This window comes from Paenibacillus monticola, from assembly GCF_009664975.1.
GTDB classification, from domain to species: domain Bacteria; phylum Bacillota; class Bacilli; order Paenibacillales; family Paenibacillaceae; genus Paenibacillus_AQ; species Paenibacillus_AQ monticola.
Window position 1 is genome coordinate 13,968 of the sequence record NZ_WJXB01000015.1, and the last position, 25,022, is coordinate 38,989.

Annotated in this window: 19 protein-coding genes; 5 read left to right on the plus strand and 14 right to left on the minus strand. The window is 48.4% G+C overall.

The genetic code is table 11. The features are described from left to right. Nucleotides 1-25 precede the first annotated feature (25 nt). The 5 genes from GJB61_RS26720 to GJB61_RS26740 all read right to left on the minus strand — a co-directional run bounded on the left by GJB61_RS26720 (nt 26) and on the right by GJB61_RS26740 (nt 6,249). Nucleotides 26-721, minus strand: coding sequence for an aspartate/glutamate racemase family protein (locus GJB61_RS26720; protein ID WP_154122095.1), 696 nt, complete (start codon nt 719-721; stop codon nt 26-28). Between the two features lie 161 nt (nt 722-882). Further along, nucleotides 883-3,525 (minus strand): ATP-dependent chaperone ClpB, encoded by a 2,643-nt coding sequence (clpB, locus tag GJB61_RS26725; protein WP_154122096.1) that lies wholly within the window; start codon nt 3,523-3,525, stop codon nt 883-885. Nucleotides 3,526-3,566: 41 nt separating this feature from the next. Beyond that, nucleotides 3,567-4,553 carry a DnaJ C-terminal domain-containing protein gene (locus GJB61_RS26730; RefSeq protein WP_154122097.1) on the minus strand — a complete coding sequence of 329 codons (987 nt, stop codon included), beginning with the start codon at nt 4,551-4,553 and terminating at the stop codon, nt 3,567-3,569. A 496-nt stretch (nt 4,554-5,049) separates the two neighbouring features. Beyond that, nucleotides 5,050-5,517 carry an Hsp20/alpha crystallin family protein gene (locus tag GJB61_RS26735; RefSeq protein WP_154122098.1) on the minus strand — a complete coding sequence of 156 codons (468 nt, stop codon included), beginning with the start codon at nt 5,515-5,517 and terminating at the stop codon, nt 5,050-5,052. 174 nt (nt 5,518-5,691) lie between these two features. Continuing rightward, nucleotides 5,692-6,249, minus strand: a complete 558-nt coding sequence (locus GJB61_RS26740) for a GNAT family N-acetyltransferase (RefSeq protein ID WP_229522467.1) — start codon at nt 6,247-6,249, stop codon at nt 5,692-5,694. Between the two features lie 104 nt (nt 6,250-6,353). Here GJB61_RS26740 and pdxR point away from each other — a divergent pair, with 104 nt between their 5' ends. Further along, complete coding sequence (pdxR, locus tag GJB61_RS26745) at nt 6,354-7,766, plus strand: MocR-like pyridoxine biosynthesis transcription factor PdxR (protein WP_154122100.1); 1,413 nt, start codon at nt 6,354-6,356, stop codon at nt 7,764-7,766. A 62-nt stretch (nt 7,767-7,828) separates the two neighbouring features. Here pdxR and GJB61_RS26750 read toward each other — a convergent pair whose 3' ends face one another. Beyond that, the gene (locus GJB61_RS26750) at nt 7,829-8,782 is read right to left on the minus strand and encodes a helix-turn-helix transcriptional regulator (protein WP_154122101.1); all 954 of its coding nucleotides are present in this window, start codon (nt 8,780-8,782) and stop codon (nt 7,829-7,831) included. 112 nt (nt 8,783-8,894) lie between these two features. Here GJB61_RS26750 and GJB61_RS26755 point away from each other — a divergent pair, with 112 nt between their 5' ends. Further along, complete coding sequence (locus tag GJB61_RS26755) at nt 8,895-9,317, plus strand: VOC family protein (protein ID WP_154122102.1); 423 nt, start codon at nt 8,895-8,897, stop codon at nt 9,315-9,317. A gap of 239 nt (nt 9,318-9,556) precedes the next feature. On the opposite strand, the gene GJB61_RS26760 is transcribed toward GJB61_RS26755, so the two are convergent. The 6 genes from GJB61_RS26760 to GJB61_RS26785 form a co-directional block, all read right to left on the minus strand. Beyond that, a complete protein-coding gene (locus tag GJB61_RS26760; RefSeq protein ID WP_154122103.1) occupies nt 9,557-10,456 on the minus strand; it encodes a DNA-3-methyladenine glycosylase family protein in 900 nt (299 codons plus the stop codon). Beyond that, complete coding sequence (locus GJB61_RS26765; RefSeq protein ID WP_154122104.1) at nt 10,437-10,997, minus strand: methylated-DNA--[protein]-cysteine S-methyltransferase; 561 nt, start codon at nt 10,995-10,997, stop codon at nt 10,437-10,439. Before GJB61_RS26765 ends, GJB61_RS26760 begins: the two co-directional genes overlap by 20 nt. Next, nucleotides 10,951-11,565, minus strand: a complete 615-nt coding sequence (locus tag GJB61_RS26770) for an Ada metal-binding domain-containing protein (protein WP_154122105.1) — start codon at nt 11,563-11,565, stop codon at nt 10,951-10,953. The genes GJB61_RS26765 and GJB61_RS26770 overlap by 47 nt, the downstream gene beginning before the upstream one ends. 194 nt (nt 11,566-11,759) lie before the next feature. After that, on the minus strand, nt 11,760-12,758 hold the full coding sequence (gene kdgT, locus GJB61_RS26775; protein WP_154122213.1) for a 2-keto-3-deoxygluconate transporter: 999 nt from the start codon (nt 12,756-12,758) through the stop codon (nt 11,760-11,762). A 143-nt stretch (nt 12,759-12,901) separates the two neighbouring features. Further along, a complete protein-coding gene (locus GJB61_RS26780; RefSeq protein ID WP_229522477.1) occupies nt 12,902-13,831 on the minus strand; it encodes a tripartite tricarboxylate transporter substrate binding protein in 930 nt (309 codons plus the stop codon). 254 nt (nt 13,832-14,085) lie between these two features. Next, complete coding sequence (locus tag GJB61_RS26785; RefSeq protein ID WP_154122106.1) at nt 14,086-16,398, minus strand: helix-turn-helix domain-containing protein; 2,313 nt, start codon at nt 16,396-16,398, stop codon at nt 14,086-14,088. A 189-nt stretch (nt 16,399-16,587) separates the two neighbouring features. Here GJB61_RS26785 and GJB61_RS26790 point away from each other — a divergent pair, with 189 nt between their 5' ends. From GJB61_RS26790 to GJB61_RS26800, 3 genes are read left to right on the plus strand one after another with little or no spacing between them, the layout of a single operon-like run. Beyond that, complete coding sequence (locus GJB61_RS26790) at nt 16,588-18,222, plus strand: SWIM zinc finger family protein (protein ID WP_154122107.1); 1,635 nt, start codon at nt 16,588-16,590, stop codon at nt 18,220-18,222. Continuing rightward, nucleotides 18,219-21,254: a DEAD/DEAH box helicase gene (locus GJB61_RS26795; RefSeq protein WP_154122108.1), complete on the plus strand. Its 3,036-nt coding sequence runs from the start codon at nt 18,219-18,221 to the stop codon at nt 21,252-21,254. Before GJB61_RS26790 ends, GJB61_RS26795 begins: the two co-directional genes overlap by 4 nt. Before the next feature lie 50 nt (nt 21,255-21,304). After that, entirely contained in the window at nt 21,305-22,186 is an 882-nt protein-coding gene (locus GJB61_RS26800) for a TolB family protein (RefSeq protein ID WP_154122109.1), read from the plus strand. Nucleotides 22,187-22,265: 79 nt separating this feature from the next. On the opposite strand, the gene GJB61_RS26805 is transcribed toward GJB61_RS26800, so the two are convergent. Both GJB61_RS26805 and GJB61_RS26810 read right to left on the minus strand, forming a co-directional pair. Further along, complete coding sequence (locus GJB61_RS26805) at nt 22,266-22,991, minus strand: protein-glutamine gamma-glutamyltransferase (RefSeq protein WP_154122110.1); 726 nt, start codon at nt 22,989-22,991, stop codon at nt 22,266-22,268. Between the two features lie 915 nt (nt 22,992-23,906). Next, nucleotides 23,907-24,965 carry a hypothetical protein gene (locus GJB61_RS26810; protein ID WP_154122111.1) on the minus strand — a complete coding sequence of 353 codons (1,059 nt, stop codon included), beginning with the start codon at nt 24,963-24,965 and terminating at the stop codon, nt 23,907-23,909. Nucleotides 24,966-25,022 lie beyond the last annotated feature (57 nt).

Consider the following 25,022-nt stretch of genomic DNA (forward strand, 5'->3'; position numbering starts at 1 on the left):
GAGACGTGGCTTCACCCTTTTGAGGTCAACCCCCTAAAGCGAAATCCACTGCAGCATCGGCATGAATCTGCGTTGTATCAAAAATCTGTATTGCAGTATCTGCTTGTTTTATTAACAATGTAATTTCGGTACAGCCCAATATCACACCTTCCGCACCGTTCATAACCAGGTTATCCATAATCTCTAAATACTGTTTCTTGGAGGCTTCTTTTATTTCGCCTTTGCATAATTCATTGTAAATAATACGGTGGACACTTCCCCTCTCATCACTATCTGGAATAACCACCTCAACACCATATTTTTCATTGAGAATCTTTTTGAAGAAATCTCCTTCCATAGTGAATTTGGTTCCAAGGAGGCCTACCTTCTTCATTCCTTTTTTAATTACTTCCTGCCCTGTTACCTCTGCAATATGAAGAACTTTAATTCCCGCTGCTTGTTCAATTTCATTGGCCATTTTGTGCATGGTGTTAGTGCATATCACCACAAAGTCTGCTCCGCCACCTTTAAGTTTCTGAGCAATATTGATCATTATACGCGTCAATTCTTCCCAGTCTTCACTATGCTGTAATCTTTCTATCTCTTCAAAATCAACGGAGTACAAGAAGCATTTTGCAGAATGCAATCCACCCAATTTCTGCTTAACCCTTTCATTGATCATTTTATAATACTCAAGTGATGATTCCCAGCTCATGCCGCCTATCAGTCCTATGGTTTTCAAGCGAATCCTCTCCCTCTTACGATATTATATCGCGGTATTTATAATTTAAAAGAGTATCATAAGACTGAACATAAAAACTAGCAAGTCTCATAAATAAGAGACTTGCTAGTTTTTTTACCCCTATAACAAATCATTAGTGATTCATCTTCCTAAAAGCTTCCTTACACAGAACTAACCGCTTCAGCGCCAACATGCTTCGTAATAGAAACGGACAGCTCGCCGCCGGATTCGTCCACTTCCATGACCGAGCCCGCTTCCGCTTCACCGGCAATAAGCGCACGCGCCACACGAGTTTCCAGCGTGCGCTGAATGAACCGCTTCAGTGGTCTGGCACCGTAAACGGGATCAAAGCCTTCCTTGGCAATAAAGCGTACCGCAGCTTCGCTAAGCACAAGTCCCACTCCACGCTCTGTAAGGCGCAGACGTAATCCTTGCACCAGCTTAACGACGATCTGCTCTATTTCATGCAATGTCAGCGGTTTGAACATCACAATATCATCCACCCGGTTCAGAAACTCGGGACGGAAATGACCGCTTAGCTCCTGCATGACTCTCTCCTTGACCGCTTCCGTAAGCTCCCCATTATCATCGGTTCCTTGAATGAGATGTGGCGAGCCGATATTGGAGGTCATAATGATAATTGTATTCTTAAAATCGACCATCCGGCCCTGCGAATCGGTCAGCCGCCCATCATCGAGCAACTGCAGTAGAATATTAAATACATCGGGATGTGCTTTCTCCACTTCATCCAGCAGGACAACCGTGTAAGGCTGGCGCCGCACCGCTTCTGTGAGCTGACCGCCTTCCTCATAACCGACATACCCTGGAGGTGCACCGACCAAGCGGGATACGCTATGCTTCTCCATATACTCCGACATATCGATACGGATCATACCGTCCTCGCGGTCGAATAACGACACAGCAAGTGCCTTAGCCAGCTCCGTCTTGCCGACACCAGTCGGTCCCAGGAACAGGAACGAACCAATCGGCCGGTTCGGGTCCTTGATTCCGGCTCTGGCCCGAAGCACCGCATCGGCCACCAGGCCAACTGCTTCCTCCTGCCCCACGACACGCTCATGCAGCGTTTCTTCCAGCCGCAGCAGCTTGTTCCGCTCTCCCTCAACTAATCTGCTAACAGGAACTCCAGTCCAACGCGAGACGATATCGGCGATTTCTTCCTCAGTGACGGCTTCGCGCAATAGCCGCGTATCCTGATCCTGGAAGGCTGCCTCTTCCGCCGCCTTCACCTGCCGTTCCAGATCAGGAATAATGCCATAGCTAAGTTCGGCTGATTTATTGAGATCGTAGGCCTCCTGCGCATCCACCAGCTCTTTCTTGGCCTGCTCCAGCCGTTTCTTGAGCTCACGAATCCCTTGGATGACCGACTTCTCCTTCTCCCAGCGCGCTGTCATTCCGAGATGCTTCTCCTTCAGATCGGCAAGCTCCCGCTGGAGTGTTTCCAGACGGCGCTTGCTGGCTTCATCGGTTTCTTTTTTGAGTGCGGCTTCTTCGATCTCCATCTGCATCAGGCGGCGTGTCACTTCATCCATCTCGCCTGGCATGGAATCAATCTCCGTACGGATCATCGCGCAGGCCTCATCGATCAGGTCAATCGCCTTGTCCGGCAGGAAACGGTCTGTAATATAACGGTTGGACAATACACCTGCCGCCACGAGTGCACTGTCATGAATTTTGACGCCATGATACACCTCGAACCGCTCCTTGAGTCCGCGTAGAATCGAGATCGTATCCTCCACATCCGGCTCGCTTACAAGCACCTGCTGGAAGCGGCGTTCCAGCGCCGGGTCCTTCTCAATATATTTCCGGTATTCATCAAGGGTAGTCGCTCCGATACAGTGCAGCTCGCCGCGGGCCAGCATAGGTTTCAACATATTGCCCGCATCCATTGCGCCCTCTGTCTTACCGGCACCGACAATCGTATGCACCTCATCAATGAATAGAATAATTCGCCCATTACTCTCCTGTATTTCTTTCAGCACGGCCTGCAGCCGCTCTTCAAATTCCCCACGATATTTGGCCCCGGCCACAAGTGAACTCATATCCAGCGAAAAAATCGTCTTATCCTTCAGTCCCTCCGGCACGTCTTTACGGACAATCCGGTGAGCCAAACCTTCCACAATCGCCGTCTTCCCTACCCCCGGCTCCCCGATCAGCACCGGGTTGTTCTTGGTCTTGCGGGACAGGATACGAATGACGCGGCGAATCTCCGCGTCACGTCCAATGACCGGATCAATCTTCCCCGCCCGTACTTCCGCTACAAGATCACGTCCGTATTTCTCCAGCACCTCATAGGTGGCTTCCGGTTCCCTGCTAGTCACACGCTGGTGACCACGAATTTCCGCAAGCACGGACAGCAGTTTTTCCCTTGTCACGCCTCGGCTGGCAAACATCCCCCGCAGCTCGCGGTTCTCACTGCCTGAATCAGATACCATCGCCAGCACGGCATGCTCCACCGCGACGAACTCATCCTGCAGCTGTGCGGCTTCCTTCTCGGCCTGCTCCAGCACGCGAATCAGCGATGGGGAGGCATATCGCCGTACGGTTCCCGCACCTGACCCACTAATACTGGCTTTACGCAGCAGCAGTTCATCCGTACTCTGCAGCAGCTCTACTACTGGGATGTTCATCTTCTGCAACAGTCTTGGCAGCAAGCCCTCATGCTGCTGAAGTAAGGCCTTCAACAAATGGAGATTATCAATCTCCGGGTGGCCGCCGCTGGAGGCCAACGATTGTGCTGCAGCCACTGCCTCCTGCAGCTTTTGCGTTAATTTATTAAAATCCATTGCACTCAACACCTTTCTATAAAGATTCGATCGAAGATGGTTTATACTGCCGTGGCCTTGCGCCGTTGTGTACCTGGGCTTTGCCGTTTGGCGCCAGCGTGAAAGCTGCCGGATTCGGCAAGCTGGCGGTAAAGCTGTAAATCCGCTTCACTGGCAGGTCCAGGAATGACAATTTCAATGGCGAACAGAATATCACCCTTCGTGCCATTCTCGCGGTTCAACCCTTTGCCAGGTATCCGCAGCGTCTTGCCGCTCTGAATCCCTGCCGGAATCTTCAATTTCATGGTACTTCCATTCGGCAGCAGTACCTTGGCCTCTCCACCTAGCACCGCCTGCCAAGGAGCAATCTCCAGAATACCGTGCAGGTCGCTCTCTTGGATCTCATAAATTCCATGCGGCAAAATATGCAGGATAATCAGCAGAGCTTCGCCCTGTGCCACTCCATTTTTACCGTCTCCAGTTATATTAATGACCGCACTGTCTGTCGATCCAGCCGGAATACTGATATTCACATCCTTACCGCCAATCTGAACCCTTACACTTGCACCTGTATAAGCCTGTTCCAGCGAGATATCAAGCTGGGCTTGCATCGTACTGCGGGCTTCGCCCCAGGGGCTGCCCCCTTGACGCGCGTTACCGGCGCCTCCGGAGAAATCGAAGCCAGCCCGATCCGCCGATCCCCGGTTTCCGAAGAACATCCCGAACAGATCCTCTTCCGGGATGCCGGACCCACCGGAAGAATAACCTCCGCTCCGGCCTGCGCCGAAAGGGGAGCCATTGCCCCCACCTCCCGTTGCTTTTCCTCGACCAGCACCATATTGCTGCTCCTCGTCATAAACCTTACGCTTCTCCTCGTTACTCAGCACCTCATAGGCTTCCGCTGCTTGTTTGAACTGCTGCTCTGCTCCAGGTGCTTTATTCACATCGGGATGCCATTTTTTGGCAAGCTTCTGATAGGCCTTTTTAATCTCTTGCTTGGAAGCTCCTTTACTTACACCCAAAGCCTCATAGAAGCTTTTTACCGCCATTTGATTTCTCTCCCTTCATAAGATTTCATAGCCTATATAGCTGAACATAAGATTTTTCTGAATCGGCTTTAATCGTAACTGCGGTAAATGTTTGGACTTCCGGCCGCTGTTGTCTCCTGATTTCTTGATTTATTCCGCTCTTAGCGGATGAAATCCGGAGACAGCCTATGCTTTCGATGCGAGCTTTCCTACGGAAAGCTTTCAGGCGGTCGCTATCGCTCCTACAGTTCCAAAATTCCCCTTCATTACTTTTGCCTTTTCTTATGTTTTTTCGTTCATCTTATATAGCTAGTAATACTTATAATTATTTGTCCAAATTCTTCGAGAAAAGACGCATCATAGCCGGAATCCCCACTACAATGCGCCTTCTATAGTACTGCTATGTGAAAAGCCCGATGGTTACGCCGTGACTGCCTAGGATAAGTTGAACTTTCGACAACATGCCCAAAAGCTCTAAGGCTCCTGTTCATCACAAGCTCACCGGACTTATACTCCCTTATTCCTGCTGTGATTCCGAGGACCCGCCATCTTGAATTTCGATCCGTTTGCTTTGCAGTTTTTGCCGTTTGGGAACCTCTAGCGTGAGCAAACCGTCCTTCAAGGAAGCACGGATACCTTCCTCCGAAATATCCTGCACATAGAATCTCCGTACATATTCCCCGTAGCGGCGTTCTCGGCGCACAATCTGGTGCTCCTGATTCTCCTCAGTATCCTCTTCCTTGCGTACCGCTTTAATCGTCAAATAAGAATTGGCATAGTCAATGTCGATTTCTTCTTTCTTAAAGCCGGGAAGCTCGGCTTCGATCAGATAAGCCTGCTCACTCTCACGGATATCCGTTCTGAAGACAACCGTGGAGCTTTTGATCGGTGCAAAGAAATCATCATTGAATACTTCATTCAAAGACTTGGTGAGCACACCAAAAGCATCTTCTCTACCTTTTCCAAAAGGAACCAAATTAAACATTTTCCATTCTCCTCTCATTGACTTTGACTTTATTTGACCTTATGGCTTAATTATAGTCCTAATTATAGGGAATAACAAAGCCGATCCAAGTCCAAAAACGGCCGAATTCCGGCGTTTCTTTGCAGTTTCCTTAACAAATAATAGGATTTTTATTGATTTGACCTTATTTGACCTTTATAGCAAATATCGCGCCCGGTACTCATTCTCTAGCATGCTCATCATGATCACATCATGGTATTCATGATTGTAATACAGCATCTGCCGACGTACGCCTTCTCTAACAAAACCTACTTTTTCATAGACATGTACTGCTCGGTTATTATACGCGTAAACCTCCAATTCAATACGGTGCAAGTTTAAGATGCCAAACCCATAGTCCAGCAGCAATAACAGTGCTTCTTGTCCGTAACCCATACACTGGTGCTCCACCTTATCGATCGCTATCCGCAGATTTGCCGTCCGGTTACCCCGGTCCATATCCTGAATTGCTATATCGCCGATGACTTTATCGTTCTCCTCTAGCGCGATCAACAGCAGCACACTGGAATCATCCCCAGCCTTGCGCTCAATATAACGGGCAATTTGCTCCTTGGTATTATGCTTCTGCGTTCCCGTAAGCCAACGGGTCTCCTCGTCATAGAACATTTGGTAATACAGCTCGCTATCTTCCCCGTTAAGTGGACGCAGATAGACCCGTTCCCCCGTCAGCAATCTAGCATGTTTATCACTCATCTTCAATCTCCTCCATTTCATAACTTTCTCTATGGTATCGAATAACTGTATACTTTAAAATAGACAGAATCGTATAATTTCAAGTGACAGATGGAGCGGAGAACATGCTAATTGTCCCTAAGCTTGATCCAAATAGTGAAGTACCTTATTATATACAGCTTTATACTTTTTTCAAAAAAGAGATTATCAACGGCGGCCTGTTAAGCGGGACCCGCTTGCCTTCGATCCGAGTGATGGCCGCACAATTGCACATTAGTACTACTCCTGTAGAACTGGCATACCAACAGCTATTATCCGAAGGTTTTCTCACTAGCAAAGCCAAAAGTGGCTATTATGTTCAGCCTATTCAGACATTCAACGGAATCGCCGCACCCAGTGACCTTCGGTCCTCAAAACCTTATCCAATCACAGCCCGCGATTCTTATTCCTATGCCTATGACTTCCATATCTCCAAAAACGACTTCTCCAATTTCCCCCACAAAATATGGCGAAGCCTTTATCAGGAGCAGCTCTCCAACACCGATCTATTGCAGTATGGAGATCCGCAGGGGGAGCCTGCTTTAAGAGACAGCATCTCCACCTATTTAAGCCAATTCCGTGGACTGCGCTGTTCAGCTGAGCAAGTGGTCATCGGCGGTGATCAATATACAATCTGCTCTCTGCTTAGCTTAATGCTTCAGGGGAGGACTACAAGCCTCGGTTTTGAAGATCCCGGGTATCATTTATTGCCATCTACCTTTAAAAGAAATGGATTCGAAGTGAAAGCTATCCCGCTGCAGGAAGATGGACTTCATGTGGAAAGCTTGTATAGGAGTAAGGCCAATACTGTTTATGTCTCACCTTCCCACCAGTTCCCTAGAGGAATGACTATGCCGATTGCGAAACGTCTGGCACTGCTAGACTGGGCCCTAAACACAAACGGTTACATTATAGAAGATGATTATGATGGTGAATTCCGCTATCATGGCCGGCCGATCCCCTCCCTCCAAGGACTTATGGAGGACAGCCCAGTCATCTATATGGGCAGCTTCGCACAGTCGGTTTCACCCGCATTATGTATCCATTATATGATCCTGCCTAAGGCGCTACTGCCTATCTATCACGAACTAAAAAGTGAGCTGTATCTAGAACATTCTGCCTCAAGGCTGAATCAAATTGCCTTGCATTATTTTATCGAAAGGGGCTACTTTGAGAAGCATCTGCGGAGAATGCGCCTGCTCTATCAACGGAAGCATGATATCGTCCTTCAAGCCATCAAGCAGCATTTTAAGAATAAGGCAACGGTTAGCGGAAAAGACGCCGGATTTCACATCCTGCTAACCCTGGAGCATAACAACACAGCGGAACAGCTTGTGTCAGTTGCTAAGGCAGCAAGTATACGCATCACTCCCATGACCTTTACCTGGTGGAGTGAGCCTGAAAAAGATGCATTGGAGTTTATCTTGGGATTCGGAGGTATAGACGAAGATCAGATTGAGGAGGGCATTCGAACGTTGGCGGAAATATGGTTCCCTTAGGCTTAAGTAAGGTGTACTTAAAAGCAGGTTAGCCTAGCCTCGTGCTAGGCTAACCTGCGCATTCAGCTGTATTTGCCCAGCAATCTGGCAAGCATCCGCTTCATTTCATCCACCAGCTCCACTGGCTCTTTTACCAGGGCCTCGTCGCCTAGGCCGATGAGAAACTTCGCAAAAAATGGAAGATCACTCGTCGGAATATCCCCTTCAAGCCTACCGGTCCCGTCCTCAAGAATATGCAGTCTGGAGGGAGACCACAGCTCTGCCTCGCAGCGCTGCACACCTTCCTTACTTAACTCCACATTGAGCTTAAGCTGCTCCTCTTCCGGCTCCATTTTGAACAAATCTTCTCTATTCCCAAGATGGATCTGCCGCAGATCCAGTGGTTCTACGCGCGAGTCGTTATAGACCGCCGAATAGATTCGATCACAGCGAAACACTCTAATCTCGCCGCGTAGAAAGCAATAGGCAGGGCAATACCATAAGCCACTGCTTGCGTAGATACCGACAGGTTGAATAAGTCTGCTGGACCTTTGCCCCTTCGATTCATAATCGATAAGAAGCACTTTTTGCTCAATAGCCCCCTCTAGCAAGATAGACAAATAAGGAGATTCGGCTAGCCGTATCGGTGTGACAAAATCTACCCGGTTCTTCATTTCATCAATCCGATCCCGCACATCACCAGACAGGTTGTTATAAAATTTCCGGAGGGCTGAAGAAGATTCGGCCTTAAAGGGCAGAACTGCATAGTGGCGCAGCGCATGACTCGCAAAAAAAATAGCGACAGCTTCCTCCTCCGTAAAAGCGATGGGTGGCAGAATTCTTTCCTTCAACACCTGATATCCGCCGTGCGGACCCACTTCAGAGTATAAAGGAACTCCCAACTCACTAAGTTCTTGCAGATCTCTGAGGATTGTTCTTGAGGATACATTGAATTCACCGGCAAGCTCATTGACGGTGAATTTCCGCTTACGATTGACGACCATCATCATTTCAAGCAGTCGTTGCGATTTATTCATAGGTTCTACTCCATTATTAATTTATTCATGACAATAGTTGTCACTATTATAGGCTATAGTAGGAAATAAGCCCAGCAAAGACTTACAAATAGATACTAAAGGAGCGGTTAATATGACTTTACAATTAAATCCCTTTATCATGCTTGATGGAAATGCACAGGAAGCGATCTCCTTTTATGAAGTGGCGCTAAACGCCAAGGTTCTTTTTAAACAAACGGTGGGTGAAGGCCCGCAGAACCCCGATGCCCCACTATCAGCTGAGGAAAAGGGGCGTGTGGCACACTCCGTCCTAAAAGTTGGCGACTCAGACCTGTTTGTGTCTGATCTGTTTCCGGGCCAAGCCCTTCAAAGAGGGAACCAGATTACCATTTGTATCACGACCGATGAGCTCGCCAAATCACAGGCCTTCTATGACTCCTTGCAGCTGGGCGGACAAGTACTCATGCCACTAAGTGAGACCTATTTCAGCCCGGCTTACGGTATGGTCACAGACAAGTTCGGTGTAACCTTCCAGATCTTCACGAAGAAACGTTAAAAAAGTCTACATCGCTGTCACATACAGCTTAACCCTGGCGGACTGTATAGCTGCTATTTCACTTTCGAGGGGTGTGGGGGAACAGGAAGCGGACTCAGGAGGCACTATTGAAGCAAAGATAGGTGCTTTAGGAGAGGAATTGGGTCAATAGCGTCCCTGGAGTCCGTCAAAATCCCAAATCACCTGATTTCGAGCAAATAGGTGCTTCTCAGTCCGGTTCACCAACTTCAAAGAACAGATCAATACAACGCCCGCCACAAATAGAACGTGGCATAGGCCTCCCAACCTTGCCAACCCTCACCTAACTGCTGAAGCTCCGCCAAGTTCGGCTTTCTGTCCATTCCGGTGAGTACCTTTACAGCATTCTGCAGGCCCACATCCCCTACTGGAAATGAGGAGGCATCCCGCAGGCATCTCATCCGCACATATTGGGCCGTCCACGGCCCGATCCCACGGATCTTAACGAGTCTCGCTTCCGCTTCTTCGGGGGATGGCAGCTGCAGCAACTCTTCCCTGCTCAATTCGCCGCGAACCATCAAGCCAGCGACTGTAAGTATCGTCAGTGCTTTATTCCTTGTTAACTGCAATGCACATAACTCTTCCATAGTTACGCTCAGAAAAGCCTCCGGACGAGGGAAACGATAATACGTATGCCCTATCCATTCCATGGATTCCCCATATTCAGCGGTCAGACGCTGCTTCAGTCTATAGGCAAAGGTCAGGTTTACCTGCTGCCCGAGAATAGCCCAGCACAAAGCTTCAAACAGATCTGGGATGCCTACGATCCGCAGTCCATAAAAGCGCTCCGCCAGCGGACGTAATAACGGGTCTCTACTAGATAAGCTGTAGAAAGGTTCAAGATCACGGTCCAGATCAAACCATTCCCTAATATAGCGGGCCAGCTTCGCCTGGTCTTCTTGACTGGGAACAGCCCCTTGCAGTAAACTCACCTGCATGAAATTCCCCTCCGGGACCGTTAACCGGATTAATACCGGTACACCTCCTAGTTCGAAGAGACGGTTCACCCCTTCATGGTCGACGATATACAGACATTCCAGTGCAGAACGTTCCATATAATCGAGGCACACGGCAAAGTTAAAGGTCTCGGGCAGCGACAGCTCAAAAAGCAAATCGTTCATGTCCAGCAGCTCCCACATGTGTGATGCCTTCCAGCTCCAGCAGTTCCTGCTTGAGCTTCAATCCGCCACGGTAGCCGGTTAAAGTGCCATTCGCACCAATGACCCGGTGGCAGGGCAGAATGACTGGCAGCGGATTTTGTCCATTGGCAGCACCTACCGCCCGAACCGCCTGTGGTCTGCCGATCTGCTCAGCCAATTGTTTATAAGTACTAACAGCACCATAAGGAATATTGGCCAGTCCCAACCATACTTCCTTCTGGAATGGAGTTCCCCATAGATCCAAGGGAATATCCGCAAAGCTCACCGGCAATCCGGCAAAATAACTTTCCAGCAACGGAGTTACCCCTAGCTTCAGAAATACACTCTCATCTTCTATGATCTGATATACAGCGGTATAACGCTTAAGCCACGGTTCCGGTATTTGCTCATGATCCTGCTCAAAATCAAAAGAAAGGCGAACTAATCCTTGATCACTGGCCCATATGGTCCAAGGTCTACTCCCCATGTTCAGGGTATGTCGATATATGAGGGTCTGGCTCATGATTAGCTTCCTCCTTGAATTGAGTTCGATATCCCGTTGGCGTGAGACCTGTCTTCCGCATAAACCAGGCTGCAAAATGAGAGGCACCACGAATCCCGACTGCCTGCCCGATAGTGGAAATTGCAAGATCTGTATCCTTCAGAAGCTGCCGGACCTTCTCTAGTCGCACTCGATCGAGCTTGACTGCCGGAGAGTAGCCCGTCACCTGTTTGTACGTCTTTTGCAGGTGAAACGGACTCACCTTCAGTGATTCAGCGATAATCTCAAGTGTTAGATGCTCACTGTAACGGGCTTCCATAATAGCATCCGCCTGCACAGCTAATACTGCATCGGGGCGAAGACATCCGCCTTCCTCCGGTCTGCAGCGTTTGCAGGGACGAAAGCCTTCTCTGAGCGCAGCCTGTAGCGATGTATAAAAAGTAACATTACAGGCGTTTGGTGTTCTCGCCCGACAGGAAGGGCGACATACGATATGTGTAGTGAGCACAGCGGTATAATAAACACCATCATATGTGGATTCGCGCCGGACTACCGATTGATAGACTAGATCGAATAATGCTTGGTTCATCTATTAATCACCTCATACCGCCAGTATAAACGAATGCCTCTGCCGTATGCAGCCTTTTGGAATAAGAAGGCAAGATTACGACAGTCTGACGACAAAAGGACTGCCCTGATGACCCGATCGGTCGTCAAGACAGTCCTTTTTTTATAACACAGTGGCTTATAAAATTAATTGTTTACGTTGTTATGCGCTGTATATTATATTACAGCCTTTTTAATCGATACTTCCACAGGTTCAACCGGTGGTTTCTTTTTTCTCATATAATCGGAATAATATGCGGTGATAATAGGAACCAGAATGGCAGTTACTATTACGGATGCCGCAACCAAAGCAGTCGCTGCTTCTGCTGCAGGCAGAAATTCTGGTTTCATGTTAGCTACAAGCATAGGGTTAGCAACGGCAGCACCAGCGGTGCTGGAAGCAGCAATCCCGGCTGTACCATTACCTTTACCAATGAATTTATCAGCCAAAATCAGTGGAACACCAGTAATGATGATTACAACTACACCTAGCAGAATACCTAACAACCCGGTATCTACAATAACTCCCAGATCAATCGAGCAACCCAGAGCAAAACCAAAGAACGGAATAAGTGCTTGTGTGGCTTTGCCGAAATACTCACGAAGATCAGAATCAAGGTTACCTAGAATAAAGCCGATCAAGAACGGAAGTACAGCACCAATAAACAATTGCGGTTCAAATACGGCTACGCCCGTACTACCCAAAATAAGCATCGTTACCAATGGGCCTGATTCAAGCGACATTAAGACAAACGCACCGGACTCTTCTTTGGTGCCGTATTGCTGCATGATGGAAGCATATAACCCGCCGTTAGTCATATCCATTGCAGAAATGATGGCTAACACCGATAATCCGGCAAAAAATCCATTCTGCACTCCGCCCTCAGGTAGAAACTGTATAGCTATCATAGCAACGACCCAGGCAACCAAAATTTTGGTCAATACCAAGGTACCTGATTTTCGAAGTACGGTTCCGGTTGCTTTCACATTAATAGCAGCACCCATACAGAAGAACCATACAGCTAGGATAGGTACTGTCCCTGTCATCAAGCCTTTAGTAAAACCTCCGAAATAATCACTAGCACCAGGAACTGCAGTATGAATAATAGCTCCCAGAAACAGTGGTACAAGCATCATACCACCGGGAATTTTATCGATCGCTTTTTTAATTTTCATAATAGTTACCATACCTTTCATCATTAGATTATTTCCCTTTATGAAGGCGCAAGAAATCAGTCCCAGGAGGTTCGGCGCTCACGATCTAGTCCAATCCGTGAGAGAAGTTCCTGTGATCCTTCTTGTATGACCGCGCTTTCACACTACTTACGACTTAGCCCCAGCTCCGGAATCATCTTGGCGAACAGATCATCACTTTCCTTTAGTTGCTGAGCAAACGCCTTGCCATCCTTGACCAGTAAGCCTAGTCCGTTCATTTTCATATAATCTCTGAATTCTTTGTCCTCAGTTCCTTTGATAAAAGCACCGGCCAGAAGCTCTGCAATCTCATCCGGAGTATCCTTGGGTACAGCAAGTCCTCTCCATGTACCGGTAAAGTTCACGTGAATCCCGGTTTGCTCCTCTAATGTTGGAACGCCAGGCAACGCCTCAGAGCGCTTATCGGCATTAATCGCCAGTGTTCGAAGCTTTCCTTCATCCACATACTTCTTCACCTCGGCAGGACTTACAGGCACTGCATCCACAAAACCGTCCATCAGGGCAGATACTGCTGGTCCTGCTCCTTCAAAAGGAATATGTGCAAACTTCACACCTGTTTCCCGTTCCAATGTTACGGCAGCTAAATGCCAAATGCTCCCCGTCCCTGCGTTTCCCATTTTCAATTCACCTGGATGCGCTTTCGCAAAGTCAAGAAATTCATTTACGGTTTGCCATGGCGCTTCGGCTCTTACGGTAATGGCGGAAGGATCAAAATTGATTTGGGCAATAGGTTTGAATTTCTCATAGGTAATAGGAAGTAATCCCAGATGCGGAAGGATCGTTAGCTCAGCCGGGAGAAAAGTAACTGTATATCCATCTCCTTTGGCATTTGCACCCTCCATCAATCCAACGGAACCACCGCCGCCAGTCCGGTTCACGACTATGATCGGCTGTCTGAGAAATTCCTCCGTTGCTTTGGCTAAAGCTCTTGCTGTTAAATCTGTTCCACCGCCAGCTGCATAAGGTACGATCAGCGTAATCGGCTTCTTGGGGAAATCAGCGCTTTCACCACTCCGGTTGTGATCACCAGACATTCGCGTTCCGATCAGAATCAATAATAGAACCATAAACACGGATGCTACCCATAACCCTAGTTTTGTTGTTCGTTTCAAAACTATCCCTCTTCTCTCATTAACAGTGATCGAGCGATTGAACGAAAGAACATCCCGTCCGCACTCGCTGCTTCACCCCCAAGTCTTCAGCATCAGCTGCGCATTTTTTCACAGCTGTGAAATTTTTCTCAAACAAAGCATAGCGCACCTGGGGGTGGCGGGGCAATCGTATTATCTTATTCTGAATCGTCAGAAACGCTGGTTTGGCGCGGTTTTGGCTGATCTGCATACTCATTGGAATATTTGCTGCTCTCACGGAACTTGCCTGGGGTGATCGATTTATTTTTGCGGAAGGCACGGATAAAGCTGTTCTCATTCTGGTACCCCACAAGCAGGGCGATATCCGCCAGCTTCATATTGCTGTCCTGAAGCAACTCGCAGGCTTTATCAATTCTTAGGTTGGTTAAGTAGTCATAGACGGTCGTTCCGGTCTCTTCCTTGAAGATATTGCTCACTGAGGAAATGCCCATACTGACATGTGACGCGATATCCTGAAGTCCAATATTATGCTGCAGGTTATTCTCCATATATTGAATCATGCTCTGGGCGAGCTGATACTCCTTCGATTGTCGATGCTGCCCGAGCTCTTTCGACAGCTGTACAACAATGCTGCAGAGCATCTCTTCAATCTCTGACAAATCCATTGTAGTTACTTGATACCAAGTATAATCCGCAAGCTCGACGGGAAGTGAATGTCCACCCGCTACAGCAATATCCAACACTTCCTCTAGCAGATCGTCAACCATACGGAAGACCCGCTGCGGTTGTATGCCTTTCTTGCGGGTATCTGCTGCCCAGCGGTGTATCCATAGCAACCCTGCATCCATATCGGACGATTTAAGCGCATGAATCACTTCCAGCTTCCAAGAATCATCCATGGCCTGAGTATTCTCATCATGCAATTTAGCTGAATATTCTCGAACGCGTCCATATCCTTCATATAAGCGATGAGACAATGCCAGCTGGGCTTCGGTGTACGAACGTGTTACTTGCGCAATACTGGAAGCAGACCGACCGATCCCGATAGATACGGAGATTTTTAATAATTCCTGCAGCATTTCGACCAGTTTCGTTGCGTCTTCATGAAGAATAATGCTTGTCTGGCCCTTGGGCTGCAGCAGAACAACCAGACCGTCCTTCTGGGGGGCTGCCGTCACCGTGCGCCAGGAGGGTTCAAAATACTCGACCAAGATGTTATTCATCGCGTACTTCAGCAGCATCTGATCCTCCTCTATATAAGGTGCCGACCACTGCGCGTGACGGTCAATCGATACAATAATCGTCTCAAAAGGACCTGCCTCCCAGCCTAAGAAATAATGCTCCCATTTAGTCTCCGTCTCTTGTGTACCGATACTCCGGGTGATCAGATCGTGGACAAATTTGGAGCGCAGCTCCGGCATACTCCACTCTGCCACACGTGATTTACTCTGAAAATCTCCGACCAGCTTACCGATAACCGGTTCCAGATCATACAGATTTCCATGCCCGGCTGCCCTTTGATCTGGGGTTAGCAGTTTATTGATTCTTTTCAAAGGCCGGAAAGCCGCGAAATTATAGTAGTAAATAGCAGAACAGCCGACAATGATCGAGATCAAAGACAGCATAAGCATCATATTTCGGGCAATCGTTACGTTCTTAAGCAGCTGTTCCATTGGAACCAGTGAAATAAGCCTCCACCCGGTCACATTCGAAAAAGTCTGATTGGCCATATACGCCTGCCCCTCCACCTTCACATGGGCAAAAGGACTGACGTCGATTGAAGACAGCACTTCGTTCATTTCCGTCAGTGGAAACGGCAGATTCAGCTTGGGGTAGATCAGATCCCCATCGAGGTTATACACAAATTGATAGCTGGATAAATGGGTATACATCTTGGAGAACAGCCAGTCGTAATCCAGATCAATCAGGATCGCACCGGTGACTTGTCCATTCTGAACAATCGGTCTGGCCAGTGAGAGCAATTCTGTATTCCCAAGCTGTGAATCCGTGCCGGTATACAGCCTTCTTTTGATTAAGAGCGGCTTCTCTTTGATTTCCTCAATCCAGGTACTCCAGGCATAATCCGGTGCCAGCTCCCATGTTGCTTTATAACCATAACTACTCGATAGAATGGAATGATCCTTAAATTTGATCACACTTATCGCATGAATATCCGGTTCCGTAGCCAAGGTTCGCAAATAGGTCTGCGGTTCAGTTGAAATCTCTACATTATCCACGGTTTTGGCATTAATGTATTTAAGGACGGCTGGATGAAAAGACAGATCTACCGCCTTATTGTCCGATTCACGGAACGCCCGGTTGGTCACGTCCAGATTAATTTGCAGCAGCTCTATATTGGGCGTGTTCAGTTCTGAATCCAGCGCATCCCTGTACTCCCCATAGGAGAATAGACCAATCATAGTAATCAATAGAGACACACTGAGCGTAAGCATCAGAATCAGTCTCGTTTGTTTGTTTTTAAGCAGAAATTTTAATTTAAATCGCAGCATTATCGCAGCTTCATCCTTCCACATATCTTTAGTTCCAAAAGCCTAGCATAATCTTTTCACTCTTACTTCATTATGGAGCATATCATATCCTCTGAGAATATGGAGATTTAGTGATAAAAGCACGATAAGATAAATGATATAATAAAGGAACTAAATGAAGACTAATATATTCACAGGAGACCGATAACCATGCAACCAACCTATGCCATGGATGATGCCCAGTGGAATAAGCTCATTCAAGATGTGGCGTATTATTTCAATGATCTGACCCTCAAGCGTGGGTTTCAATATTATAAACAGAAGCGTGTACAACCGTTCAGGATGACTGAACCCCGGAAGATTAAGGCTCTGGTCGAAGGAAGCGACGATTATAGTGTATCCATTAATCTGGACGATTTCACCCTCAGCCGCTGCGACTGTCCCGTCTCAGGCCCTTGCAAGCATATGGCCGCTGTGCTGATGAATTATGCCGAACAACAAGAACGGTCTGTGCACAAGCTTGCTAACGCCACGGCGGCATCAGCCCTGCACATTCCTTCAGCCAGTCCGTCGCCTTCCCCAGCTGCAGCCTACAATAATCGTCAAGAGCAGCTAAAAGAGCAGGCCCGGCAACTCCCTGATCAGGGGATCGAGGAATGGCGGAACTATTTTGCAGCATGTCTGGCCCCACTGGCTCTGAACACCCGAAATCCACAATATGTAGAGCGGTCCTTGTCCTCAATAGCCAAGTTGAAGCCGCAGTTGAAGCCTGTAAGCGAGAAGCTGTTCAGTCTTCATACTCACCTCTATATACTAGAAGCCATAATTCATGCATCAGGAACCCCTGCAGGTATCTATAGCCCTTCACTGGGGTATTTCACCCATCTCGCTGTAACTGAACTGCAGGATGCCATAGCCCAGTTGTTAGTTGAGGAGTTGCCGCTGGCGGCAGAACCGGACCAGTGGCTGCGAATCTCTGATACCATAGCTTATCTGCGGCACGAGATGTTGACGGAAGCACGGGATCGCTTGCGGGAGCAGCCCCGTTTCTCGGTATGTTATGACCTGCTCTGGAGAAACTGGATTTCGCCCAATACCAGTGGCACAGAGCTTTATACAGAGGAAATTGCTCAGCTAGAGCAAGCAGAGGCCGAGCTTGGTGCTGCAATTTCTCGCAATGCACTCCTGCTTGCTAAGAGCCGGATGTATTTCTATCTATCTGAAGATCAGACCGCTATGACCCTGCTGAGAAGCGCGGCAGAGCGTCCCGGCCTTCATCCGGACGAGTTCATGAGCTTCCTGACTTCTCTTTTGGTTATGGGCGATTGGCCACGAATGGCCGCATGGCTCACCGAAATCGGCCCTTTACTAAACAGCCGTATCTATAATTTGCAGGGTTATTCCGACTACTGGGAGGAAGCGGTTCAACATCTTCCTGAAGTGGAGCCCCAAATGTGGAGTACGCTATCCCTTATGCTTCCTACCTCTCGTGAGATTTACGATGAGAAGCTGTTGGCCTACGGCAAATGGCAGGAATGGATGGATTATCAGCTGTCCATTGGTAAAGAGCCCTCTGATTTCCGCGTCAAGGATCTGCAGCCCTTGGAGAAAAATGCACCGGAGATTCTATTGCCCTTCTATCATCAGGCTGCAGAAAGATATGTGCTGGAGAAAAACAGGCACAGCTATAAATCAGCGGTTAAATTACTCAAACGATTAGCCAAACTATACAAAAAGATGAAGCGTGAGGAACGGTGGGGGCTATTTATGGCCTCTTTCACCCTTCGTCACAGCAGGCTTCGCGCTCTGCAGGAGGAGCTTCGGAAAGGAAAGCTGATACCATGAATATGCAGCTGCGCACTATTACCGTTCAACTTGCCCTAACTCCATATGGGGATGCACTGATCTTTGGAACCAATAACGGACACGAAGCTGTGCCTGGCCTTTATCTCAAGCAGCGGCTATTCGCCTGGCATGAGGACTCTTTTTACGGTACTGAGCTAACCGTTCAGAATGCCGAAGGGGTAGAACTCATCATTCTTCCCGCAGAGCAGGTGATTCCTTTCTTCTCAGCACGCAAGCTGCTGACGCATATCGATTGGAACTGGGAGGGCTCAGCCGCTCAATTGATGGAGCTGGCACCGTTGCTGAGCGCATCCCTTGAAGAGAAACTATATATTCCGAGCTTCACCGCCCATCAGGCAGGCAAGCTGCAATGGACTTGGGATGAAGAAGTCCTCCGACTGGCGGCGGAAGCCAGTGCGCAAGCGCAAGCTGCACACTTAGAGCTTAGCCTGAATAGCAGCTTTGCAGACGGCCTGCAGGCGGCATTCTCTGCGGCTGTGTTTCAGCGGCATTATGGAACAGAAGCCGAGACCGGCGATCTACGCAGCGAGTATCCGCTGCTATTCGAGCGCAGTGGGGCGGCAGGTATGGATGCCGCTTCCTGGCTTATGGCGATCGGCTGGAAGGCCGACACCGCGCCCTTCCGGCCCGCGCTGCAGCTGCTGGAGCCGGACGCGGATGCGGACGACTCGCATTGGCGGCTGCAGCTGCTGCTTCAGGACAAGCGCGATGCCTCCGCGCTTGTTCCGGTAAGGCTCGCCGATGACGGCGAGCCTCATGGCTTGTGGCCGACAGCATGGTCGGCCCACGTGCACGAGCGCGCCGCAGGCTGGCTTACGCGCCTGCGGGCAAGCATGCCGACCGAGCGCTTCGCGCCGGGCGGCGATGTGCTGGCCGAACCGCTGAGCGATGAAATCGCCTGGCGGTTCTTGACCGTGGACAGCCAGCTGCTGCTGGAAGCTGGCTGGCAAGTGCTGCTTCCGGCGTGGTGGGAGGCCGCCAGCCGGAAGAAACCGCGCCTGCGCGCCAAGGTCAGCTCCGGCGAAGGCAGTCGGGGTGGCCAGTCCCTATTCGGGCTGGATTCGCTGATCGACTTCGATTGGCGCATCTCCATCGGAGACGCTGACCTCTCCGAGGCAGAGTTCGCCGAACTCGTGGCCCGTGGACAACGACTCGTTCGGTTCAGAGGCCAATGGGTCCCGCTTGATCCCGCCCTGCTGGCTCAGATTCAAAGAGCCATGGCCGGCATGGACAAGTCGCAAGGCTTGTCCTTTCAGGATATTCTACAGCTGCATCTACTAGGCAGCGTTGATAAGGCCCAGAACGACAATGCCTCCGAGGAACAGCTTCTGGAGGATGCGACGCGCGTCCGTCTTGAGGTAGAACTGAATGAGCATTTAATCGGGCTCATCGCCCAGCTCGGTCAACGCTCCCAGTGGCCGAAGCCGGCAGTACCCGCCAGTTTACAGGCAGAGCTGCGGCCTTATCAGCATGAAGGGTATGCCTGGCTTGCTTTTCTGCGCCGCTTTGGTCTAGGCGCTTGTCTCGCGGATGATATGGGACTCGGCAAAACCGTCCAGCTGATCGCTTACCTGCTCCACCTAAAAGACCAGTCAGACATAGATCCGGCGCAGCGTGAGGCGGCGATACGTTCACATAGCGCTCCACCGGAATGGCCTTCACTGATCATCTGCCCTACCTCAGTGCTTGGCAACTGGGAGAAGGAATTGCAGCGCTTCGCCCCATCCCTGAACGTTATGCTCCACTATGGAAGCAGACGCCTCGATGCGGGCTTCTTCTATGGAGCCGCTGCGCAGGCCGATGTCGTCCTGACGTCTTATTCCACCGCAACGCTGGATCAGGAGCTGCTGAAAGAATTCACCTGGGCAACCGTATGCCTGGATGAAGCACAGAACATCAAGAATGCTCAGACCAAGCAGTCGGCCGCAGTGCGCAGCTTCCCGGCTCTACACCGGATTGCGCTGACGGGAACGCCTATCGAGAACCGGCTCTCGGAGCTGTGGTCGATCTACGACTTCATAACGCCGGGTTACCTAGGCAGCTCCAGAGCTTTTAATGAACGTTTCAGCAATGCCATTGAGAAGGAACATGATGTTAAACGTACAGAAGATCTACAAAGGTTAGTCAAACCGTTTATGCTGCGCCGCAAGAAAAAAGATCCAGCGATTCAGCTGGACCTGCCGGAGAAGAACGAGATGAAGACCTATATTCATCTGACGGCGGAGCAAGCTGCTCTTTATGATCAGACCGTGAACGGACTCATGGAACGTATGCAGAAGCTGGAAGGCATTGAACGCAAAGGAGCGATTCTAGCTGCATTGACCGGACTTAAACAGCTATGCGATCATCCGATGCTGCTCACGAAAGAAGCTCTTCCCGATACAGATGCCGAGAATAGACTCGACACCAGTGCGCTGATCGACCGTTCGGCCAAGCTAGAGCGACTACTGGCTATGGTGCGGGAGCTGCGCGAGGAGAACGAGCGCTGTCTTATTTTCACCCAATATATCGGTATGGGCAAAATGCTGCAGGCCGTCCTGCAGGAAGAACTTCAAGAACCGGTGCTATATTTGAACGGCAGCTCCTCCAAGGCCGCACGTGATCAGATGATTGAACGGTTCCAGGCCCCTTTCCCGTCTGCTGCGGAATCACTGCTGCCGTCTAAGGACTCAGCCTCCGACCAGCCGAATGTGTTTATCCTTTCCCTTAAGGCGGGCGGGGTCGGTCTGAATCTGACAGCAGCCAACCATGTCTTCCATTTCGACCGCTGGTGGAATCCGGCCGTCGAGAATCAGGCTACAGACCGCGCTTACCGCATGGGCCAGACCCGTGATGTACAGGTGCATAAGTTCATCTCGCTCGGTACACTGGAGGAACGAATTGATGAGATGCTGGAGAGCAAACAACAGCTCAGCGAAAATGTCATCGCCACCTCCGAGGGCTGGATTACCGAGTTGTCCACTGATGCGCTGAAAGATCTATTTACACTGCGGCGCGAGTGGATGGGGTAATCCCTTTCATCCAAATTTCGTACGCTCAAATTCGTAAAAGGAGCAAACTTATGAATACCCTAAAAGAAACGCCCAAAGTAGAAGGCCGTAACGTAATCAGCATCCTTGAAACCATAGATGTACAGAGTGGTGAGCGTACGGTTTTGGCCACATTTGATTCCCTGATTGAGGCTCCAAACTGGACTCGTGATGGTAGAAATCTTATTTATAATAGTCTCGGCCGGATCTATTCCTTTGACCTTGCCACTAAAGAGAGTGTGGTCATCGAGTCGGCCTATGTCGATCATTGCAACAACGACCATGTACTATCTCCCGACAATGCTCACCTTGCGGTAAGCCATCACACGCAAGAGGATGGACAGTCCCGGATTTATGTCTTCCCTCTGGAGGGTGGCAACCCAACCCTGATTACACCTCTGGCCCCTAGTTATCTTCACGGATGGTCGCCGGATGGCAGCAATTTGGCTTATTGTGCCGAGCGGAATGGCCAGTATGACATCTACACTATTCCTGTAAACGGCGGCGTTGAGGTTCAAATGACTGATACTCCCGGGTTGGATGACGGTCCAGAATACACACCAGATGGACAGCATATCTGGTTCAATTCCGTGCGTACAGGACTTATGCAGGTATGGCGGATGAACGCTGACGGCAGCGAACCGACGCAGATGACCTTTGATGAGAGCAACAACTGGTTCCCGCATGTATCTCCCGATAGTGAAAGCGTGGTTTATATCTCTTATCGAAAAGGGGACGTTGCTCCAGGCGACCACCCTGCGAATAAGAACGTTGAAGTGCGGGTGATGTCTAGTCATGGCGGTGAGTTTCGTACAATAGTGAAACTGTTCGGAGGACAGGGGACACTTAATGTGAATTCTTGGTCGCCTGACAGTATGCAATTGGCCTTTGTGAGCTATCAGCTAAAAGATTAATCAACCGCATAACCCATCCACCCAAGTGGAAATTCAACAAAAAGAAGCTGCAAGCAGCCATTAGGCTTACTTGCAGCTTTTAATCGATATAGGTTCGTACCCCTATCCTGGAGAATATCGTATACTTCGCACTCCTGTTATTCTCAATAGGCGGGTCCAGTCTTGTAGATAAGCTACGAATATACTCAAAATCCGGGTGCAGTGCCTCATCTGTAAAATAGGCAGAGGTTCTGCTGCCGGGTATCCTTTCTTCATTAAGAGAATCAATGATTCCCTGCGCCGTTGTGATCCCTATCCCATGTCCATAGAACAGATCATTGCCAAGTATAATCGCATTCTCGCCCTGCCACTCCGGCTTACTCGGCGCATGATCCGGGTTCTTGAAATAGACAACATCCCCTAAAGAAATCTCCGGCTTGCTATATGTAGCAATTAACCGCAGGTTGCTGTCATAGTTCCAATCCCATAAGAACAGATCTCTGAAATGCGTATTAAATGCCCGCTCACCAATGGATTCGATTGTGGCCCTATATAACACGACTACCATTGCCGTAGCGCATTCAAAAGCATATAGATGCCCGTTCTGATAAATATCGAGCACACCCACCGAGGGCAGAACATCATTATTCAGCTGGAGTCCTCCATTATTCGTACGTGTCCAAAACCGCGGATTACCACGAGAGCCCTTGAACGTTGCAAAGTCCGCATCGCTGGCATTCAAAGCCTTCGCCGATTCCATAATGTTGTTTCTCATATATTGCTCGAAATTCTGCGCTTCGGGTGAAGGATAATAATACGCCACCATACTTACCCCCTTTTTTAAAGTTATCTACTTTAAATATAGGTTATTGTACGTGTCAGATCCTCTGTTGGTGCAGAACGAAAAATAATATACGAGGTGAACGCATATGGAGTCGTCTATCAAAAAAAGGAGTTCTATATACATCTTTTTTTTGATTTAATTACATATTTTGTGATTTTATATATAATCTAAGAAACGTGTGAAGAATGAAAATGAATGTGAAATTAGTTTGCTTATTTATTTCGATCTTTATGTTTATGTCTGGGACACGGATATAAACCCGTCCTTCTCCAAAGGTTAATCAGCAGATAAACAACACCTGTCAGCAGCATGAGCAGCAATACCTTGTGCTTCAGCAAATGCTTGTACGCCAGCCGAACCCTACTCAAAAACAAAGGGTGTCCCAGCATCCATTTCTATGGCTGCGGGACACCCTCAACATACTAATTAAGGCAATAACATTACTTGTTTTACCGATAAATCTGATTAAGGATATAAGCATCAAAAGTAGAACCCCTGGATAATAGAATAATACTCCAGAAGAGGTGATAGCCGTGACCGAGCGTCAGCGTTAGCAGAAATCCATTACCGACATTGTTGAAGAACTGAACCTACCTAAAGGGATATTGAAAAAGTGATCGAAAAAGCACCGTTACCGGCTTTTAAAGCGCATTGAACATCACTTTTACGACAACGATACAATTTACGGCAGCCCAAAATTCACAAAGAAATTGCAGGAAGAAGGAATCGTTCCACAGCATTCTTAAACGAGAACTCGTCTTAATGAAGTCTACATCGTCATTACCACCTATTAAAGTTATTTACTAGACAGCATCGACAACTCTTCTATTAAACAGACATCAAACATTCACTATAGTGAGGAAGCATACTGTTGATATTTATCAACTTTCACAGTGATTATTGGTCTGCTTGAGAGAACATAAGATATCTCCCACCGATCATTTGATAATCAAATACTTCCGGTGCTTGTGGCTTTCCATCCTTATTATATACGGTTACCTGTTTATCTGTGATAAACAGCTCTCCCAACAGATCTTCATCAGAACAGGCATAGATCAGCATGCCCCCTATCTGATCGCCAACCTGGACGGTGGGGTCAGCAAGCAAAATAACGTTATCGTAAATCCCTATAGGTACAAGATAAGAACTAGTTATAGAATTAGGAATTCGTTCGGGTAGCACGGCCTTTAGCCGTTTCGACAACTCCGGTTCAGCTACGTATCTCTTCGCTTTAAGATCAATATAGCCAGTTTCCGGACCCGTTATCGTATATAGACGATTCTTAGTCAGAATAGATGTCTGCGGAGCCGCTCCTCGGTCCCCGAAACCCAGCTCCTGAACGGGGAAACTAACTACGCTAGACTCTTTATTCAGAGTATCGAAAGTGAGGATAATAACAGTGCCATCTATTTCGGGTTGAGTACCGTAAGCGGTGAAGAGCAGACGGATCTTATCGTTCTTCTGAATATCTCCATTAGCTAGATAGGTGTGTTTTCCCTGAAATTCGGCAATCTCATTGAGATCTAAGGAATAGGTTTCCCCTTTATATGGAATCTCGAACACAGATTGCTTTTCTCCATACTTTTCAACTATTGAAATCCCATTTAGAAAATAACGGTAACCGCCGTCTACGGGCGGGTTGGTTATTTTTTCTATATTGTAATGGGAGGGCTTCCCCAAAATCTCTATCCGGTCGTTCACAACAATGGAATCTCCCATCCAACTGAGTGGAAGTATGTTTTCTATCGGGTCATTAATCTCAGAGAATTTATACAATTCGTTTTGTACACTTAATTCAGCTTGTTTCAAATTCCAAGAACCCCACTTTGCAACGGACATCTGATTGTACGCGATAAAAGGAATATCCAAATCATTGGCTACATTGTTCGTACATGATGGTAGTATCCAGAGTATTGCCGATAAAGAAAATGCAATACAGATTCGCTTAACACGCATATGTTCTCTCCTCCTCCGAGATTACGCTAAAAAATAATACTACCTGAAATGAAAAAT

Coding starts and splice junctions, on each gene's coding strand:
- clpB (WP_154122096.1), bottom strand. CDS start 3,525: ATGGATTTTAATAAATTAACGCAAAAGCTGCAGGAGGCAGTGGCTGCA.
- GJB61_RS26730 (WP_154122097.1), bottom strand. CDS start 4,553: ATGGCGGTAAAAAGCTTCTATGAGGCTTTGGGTGTAAGTAAAGGAGCT.
- GJB61_RS26735 (WP_154122098.1), bottom strand. CDS start 5,517: ATGTTTAATTTGGTTCCTTTTGGAAAAGGTAGAGAAGATGCTTTTGGT.
- GJB61_RS26740 (WP_229522467.1), bottom strand. CDS start 6,249: ATGAGTGATAAACATGCTAGATTGCTGACGGGGGAACGGGTCTATCTG.
- pdxR (WP_154122100.1), top strand. CDS start 6,354: ATGCTAATTGTCCCTAAGCTTGATCCAAATAGTGAAGTACCTTATTAT.
- GJB61_RS26750 (WP_154122101.1), bottom strand. CDS start 8,782: ATGAATAAATCGCAACGACTGCTTGAAATGATGATGGTCGTCAATCGT.
- GJB61_RS26755 (WP_154122102.1), top strand. CDS start 8,895: ATGACTTTACAATTAAATCCCTTTATCATGCTTGATGGAAATGCACAG.
- GJB61_RS26760 (WP_154122103.1), bottom strand. CDS start 10,456: ATGAACGATTTGCTTTTTGAGCTGTCGCTGCCCGAGACCTTTAACTTT.
- GJB61_RS26765 (WP_154122104.1), bottom strand. CDS start 10,997: ATGAGCCAGACCCTCATATATCGACATACCCTGAACATGGGGAGTAGA.
- GJB61_RS26770 (WP_154122105.1), bottom strand. CDS start 11,565: ATGAACCAAGCATTATTCGATCTAGTCTATCAATCGGTAGTCCGGCGC.
- kdgT (WP_154122213.1), bottom strand. CDS start 12,758: ATGAAAATTAAAAAAGCGATCGATAAAATTCCCGGTGGTATGATGCTT.
- GJB61_RS26780 (WP_229522477.1), bottom strand. CDS start 13,831: ATGTCTGGTGATCACAACCGGAGTGGTGAAAGCGCTGATTTCCCCAAG.
- GJB61_RS26785 (WP_154122106.1), bottom strand. CDS start 16,398: ATGCTGCGATTTAAATTAAAATTTCTGCTTAAAAACAAACAAACGAGA.
- GJB61_RS26790 (WP_154122107.1), top strand. CDS start 16,588: ATGCAACCAACCTATGCCATGGATGATGCCCAGTGGAATAAGCTCATT.
- GJB61_RS26795 (WP_154122108.1), top strand. CDS start 18,219: ATGAATATGCAGCTGCGCACTATTACCGTTCAACTTGCCCTAACTCCA.
- GJB61_RS26800 (WP_154122109.1), top strand. CDS start 21,305: ATGAATACCCTAAAAGAAACGCCCAAAGTAGAAGGCCGTAACGTAATC.
- GJB61_RS26805 (WP_154122110.1), bottom strand. CDS start 22,991: ATGGTGGCGTATTATTATCCTTCACCCGAAGCGCAGAATTTCGAGCAA.
- GJB61_RS26810 (WP_154122111.1), bottom strand. CDS start 24,965: ATGCGTGTTAAGCGAATCTGTATTGCATTTTCTTTATCGGCAATACTC.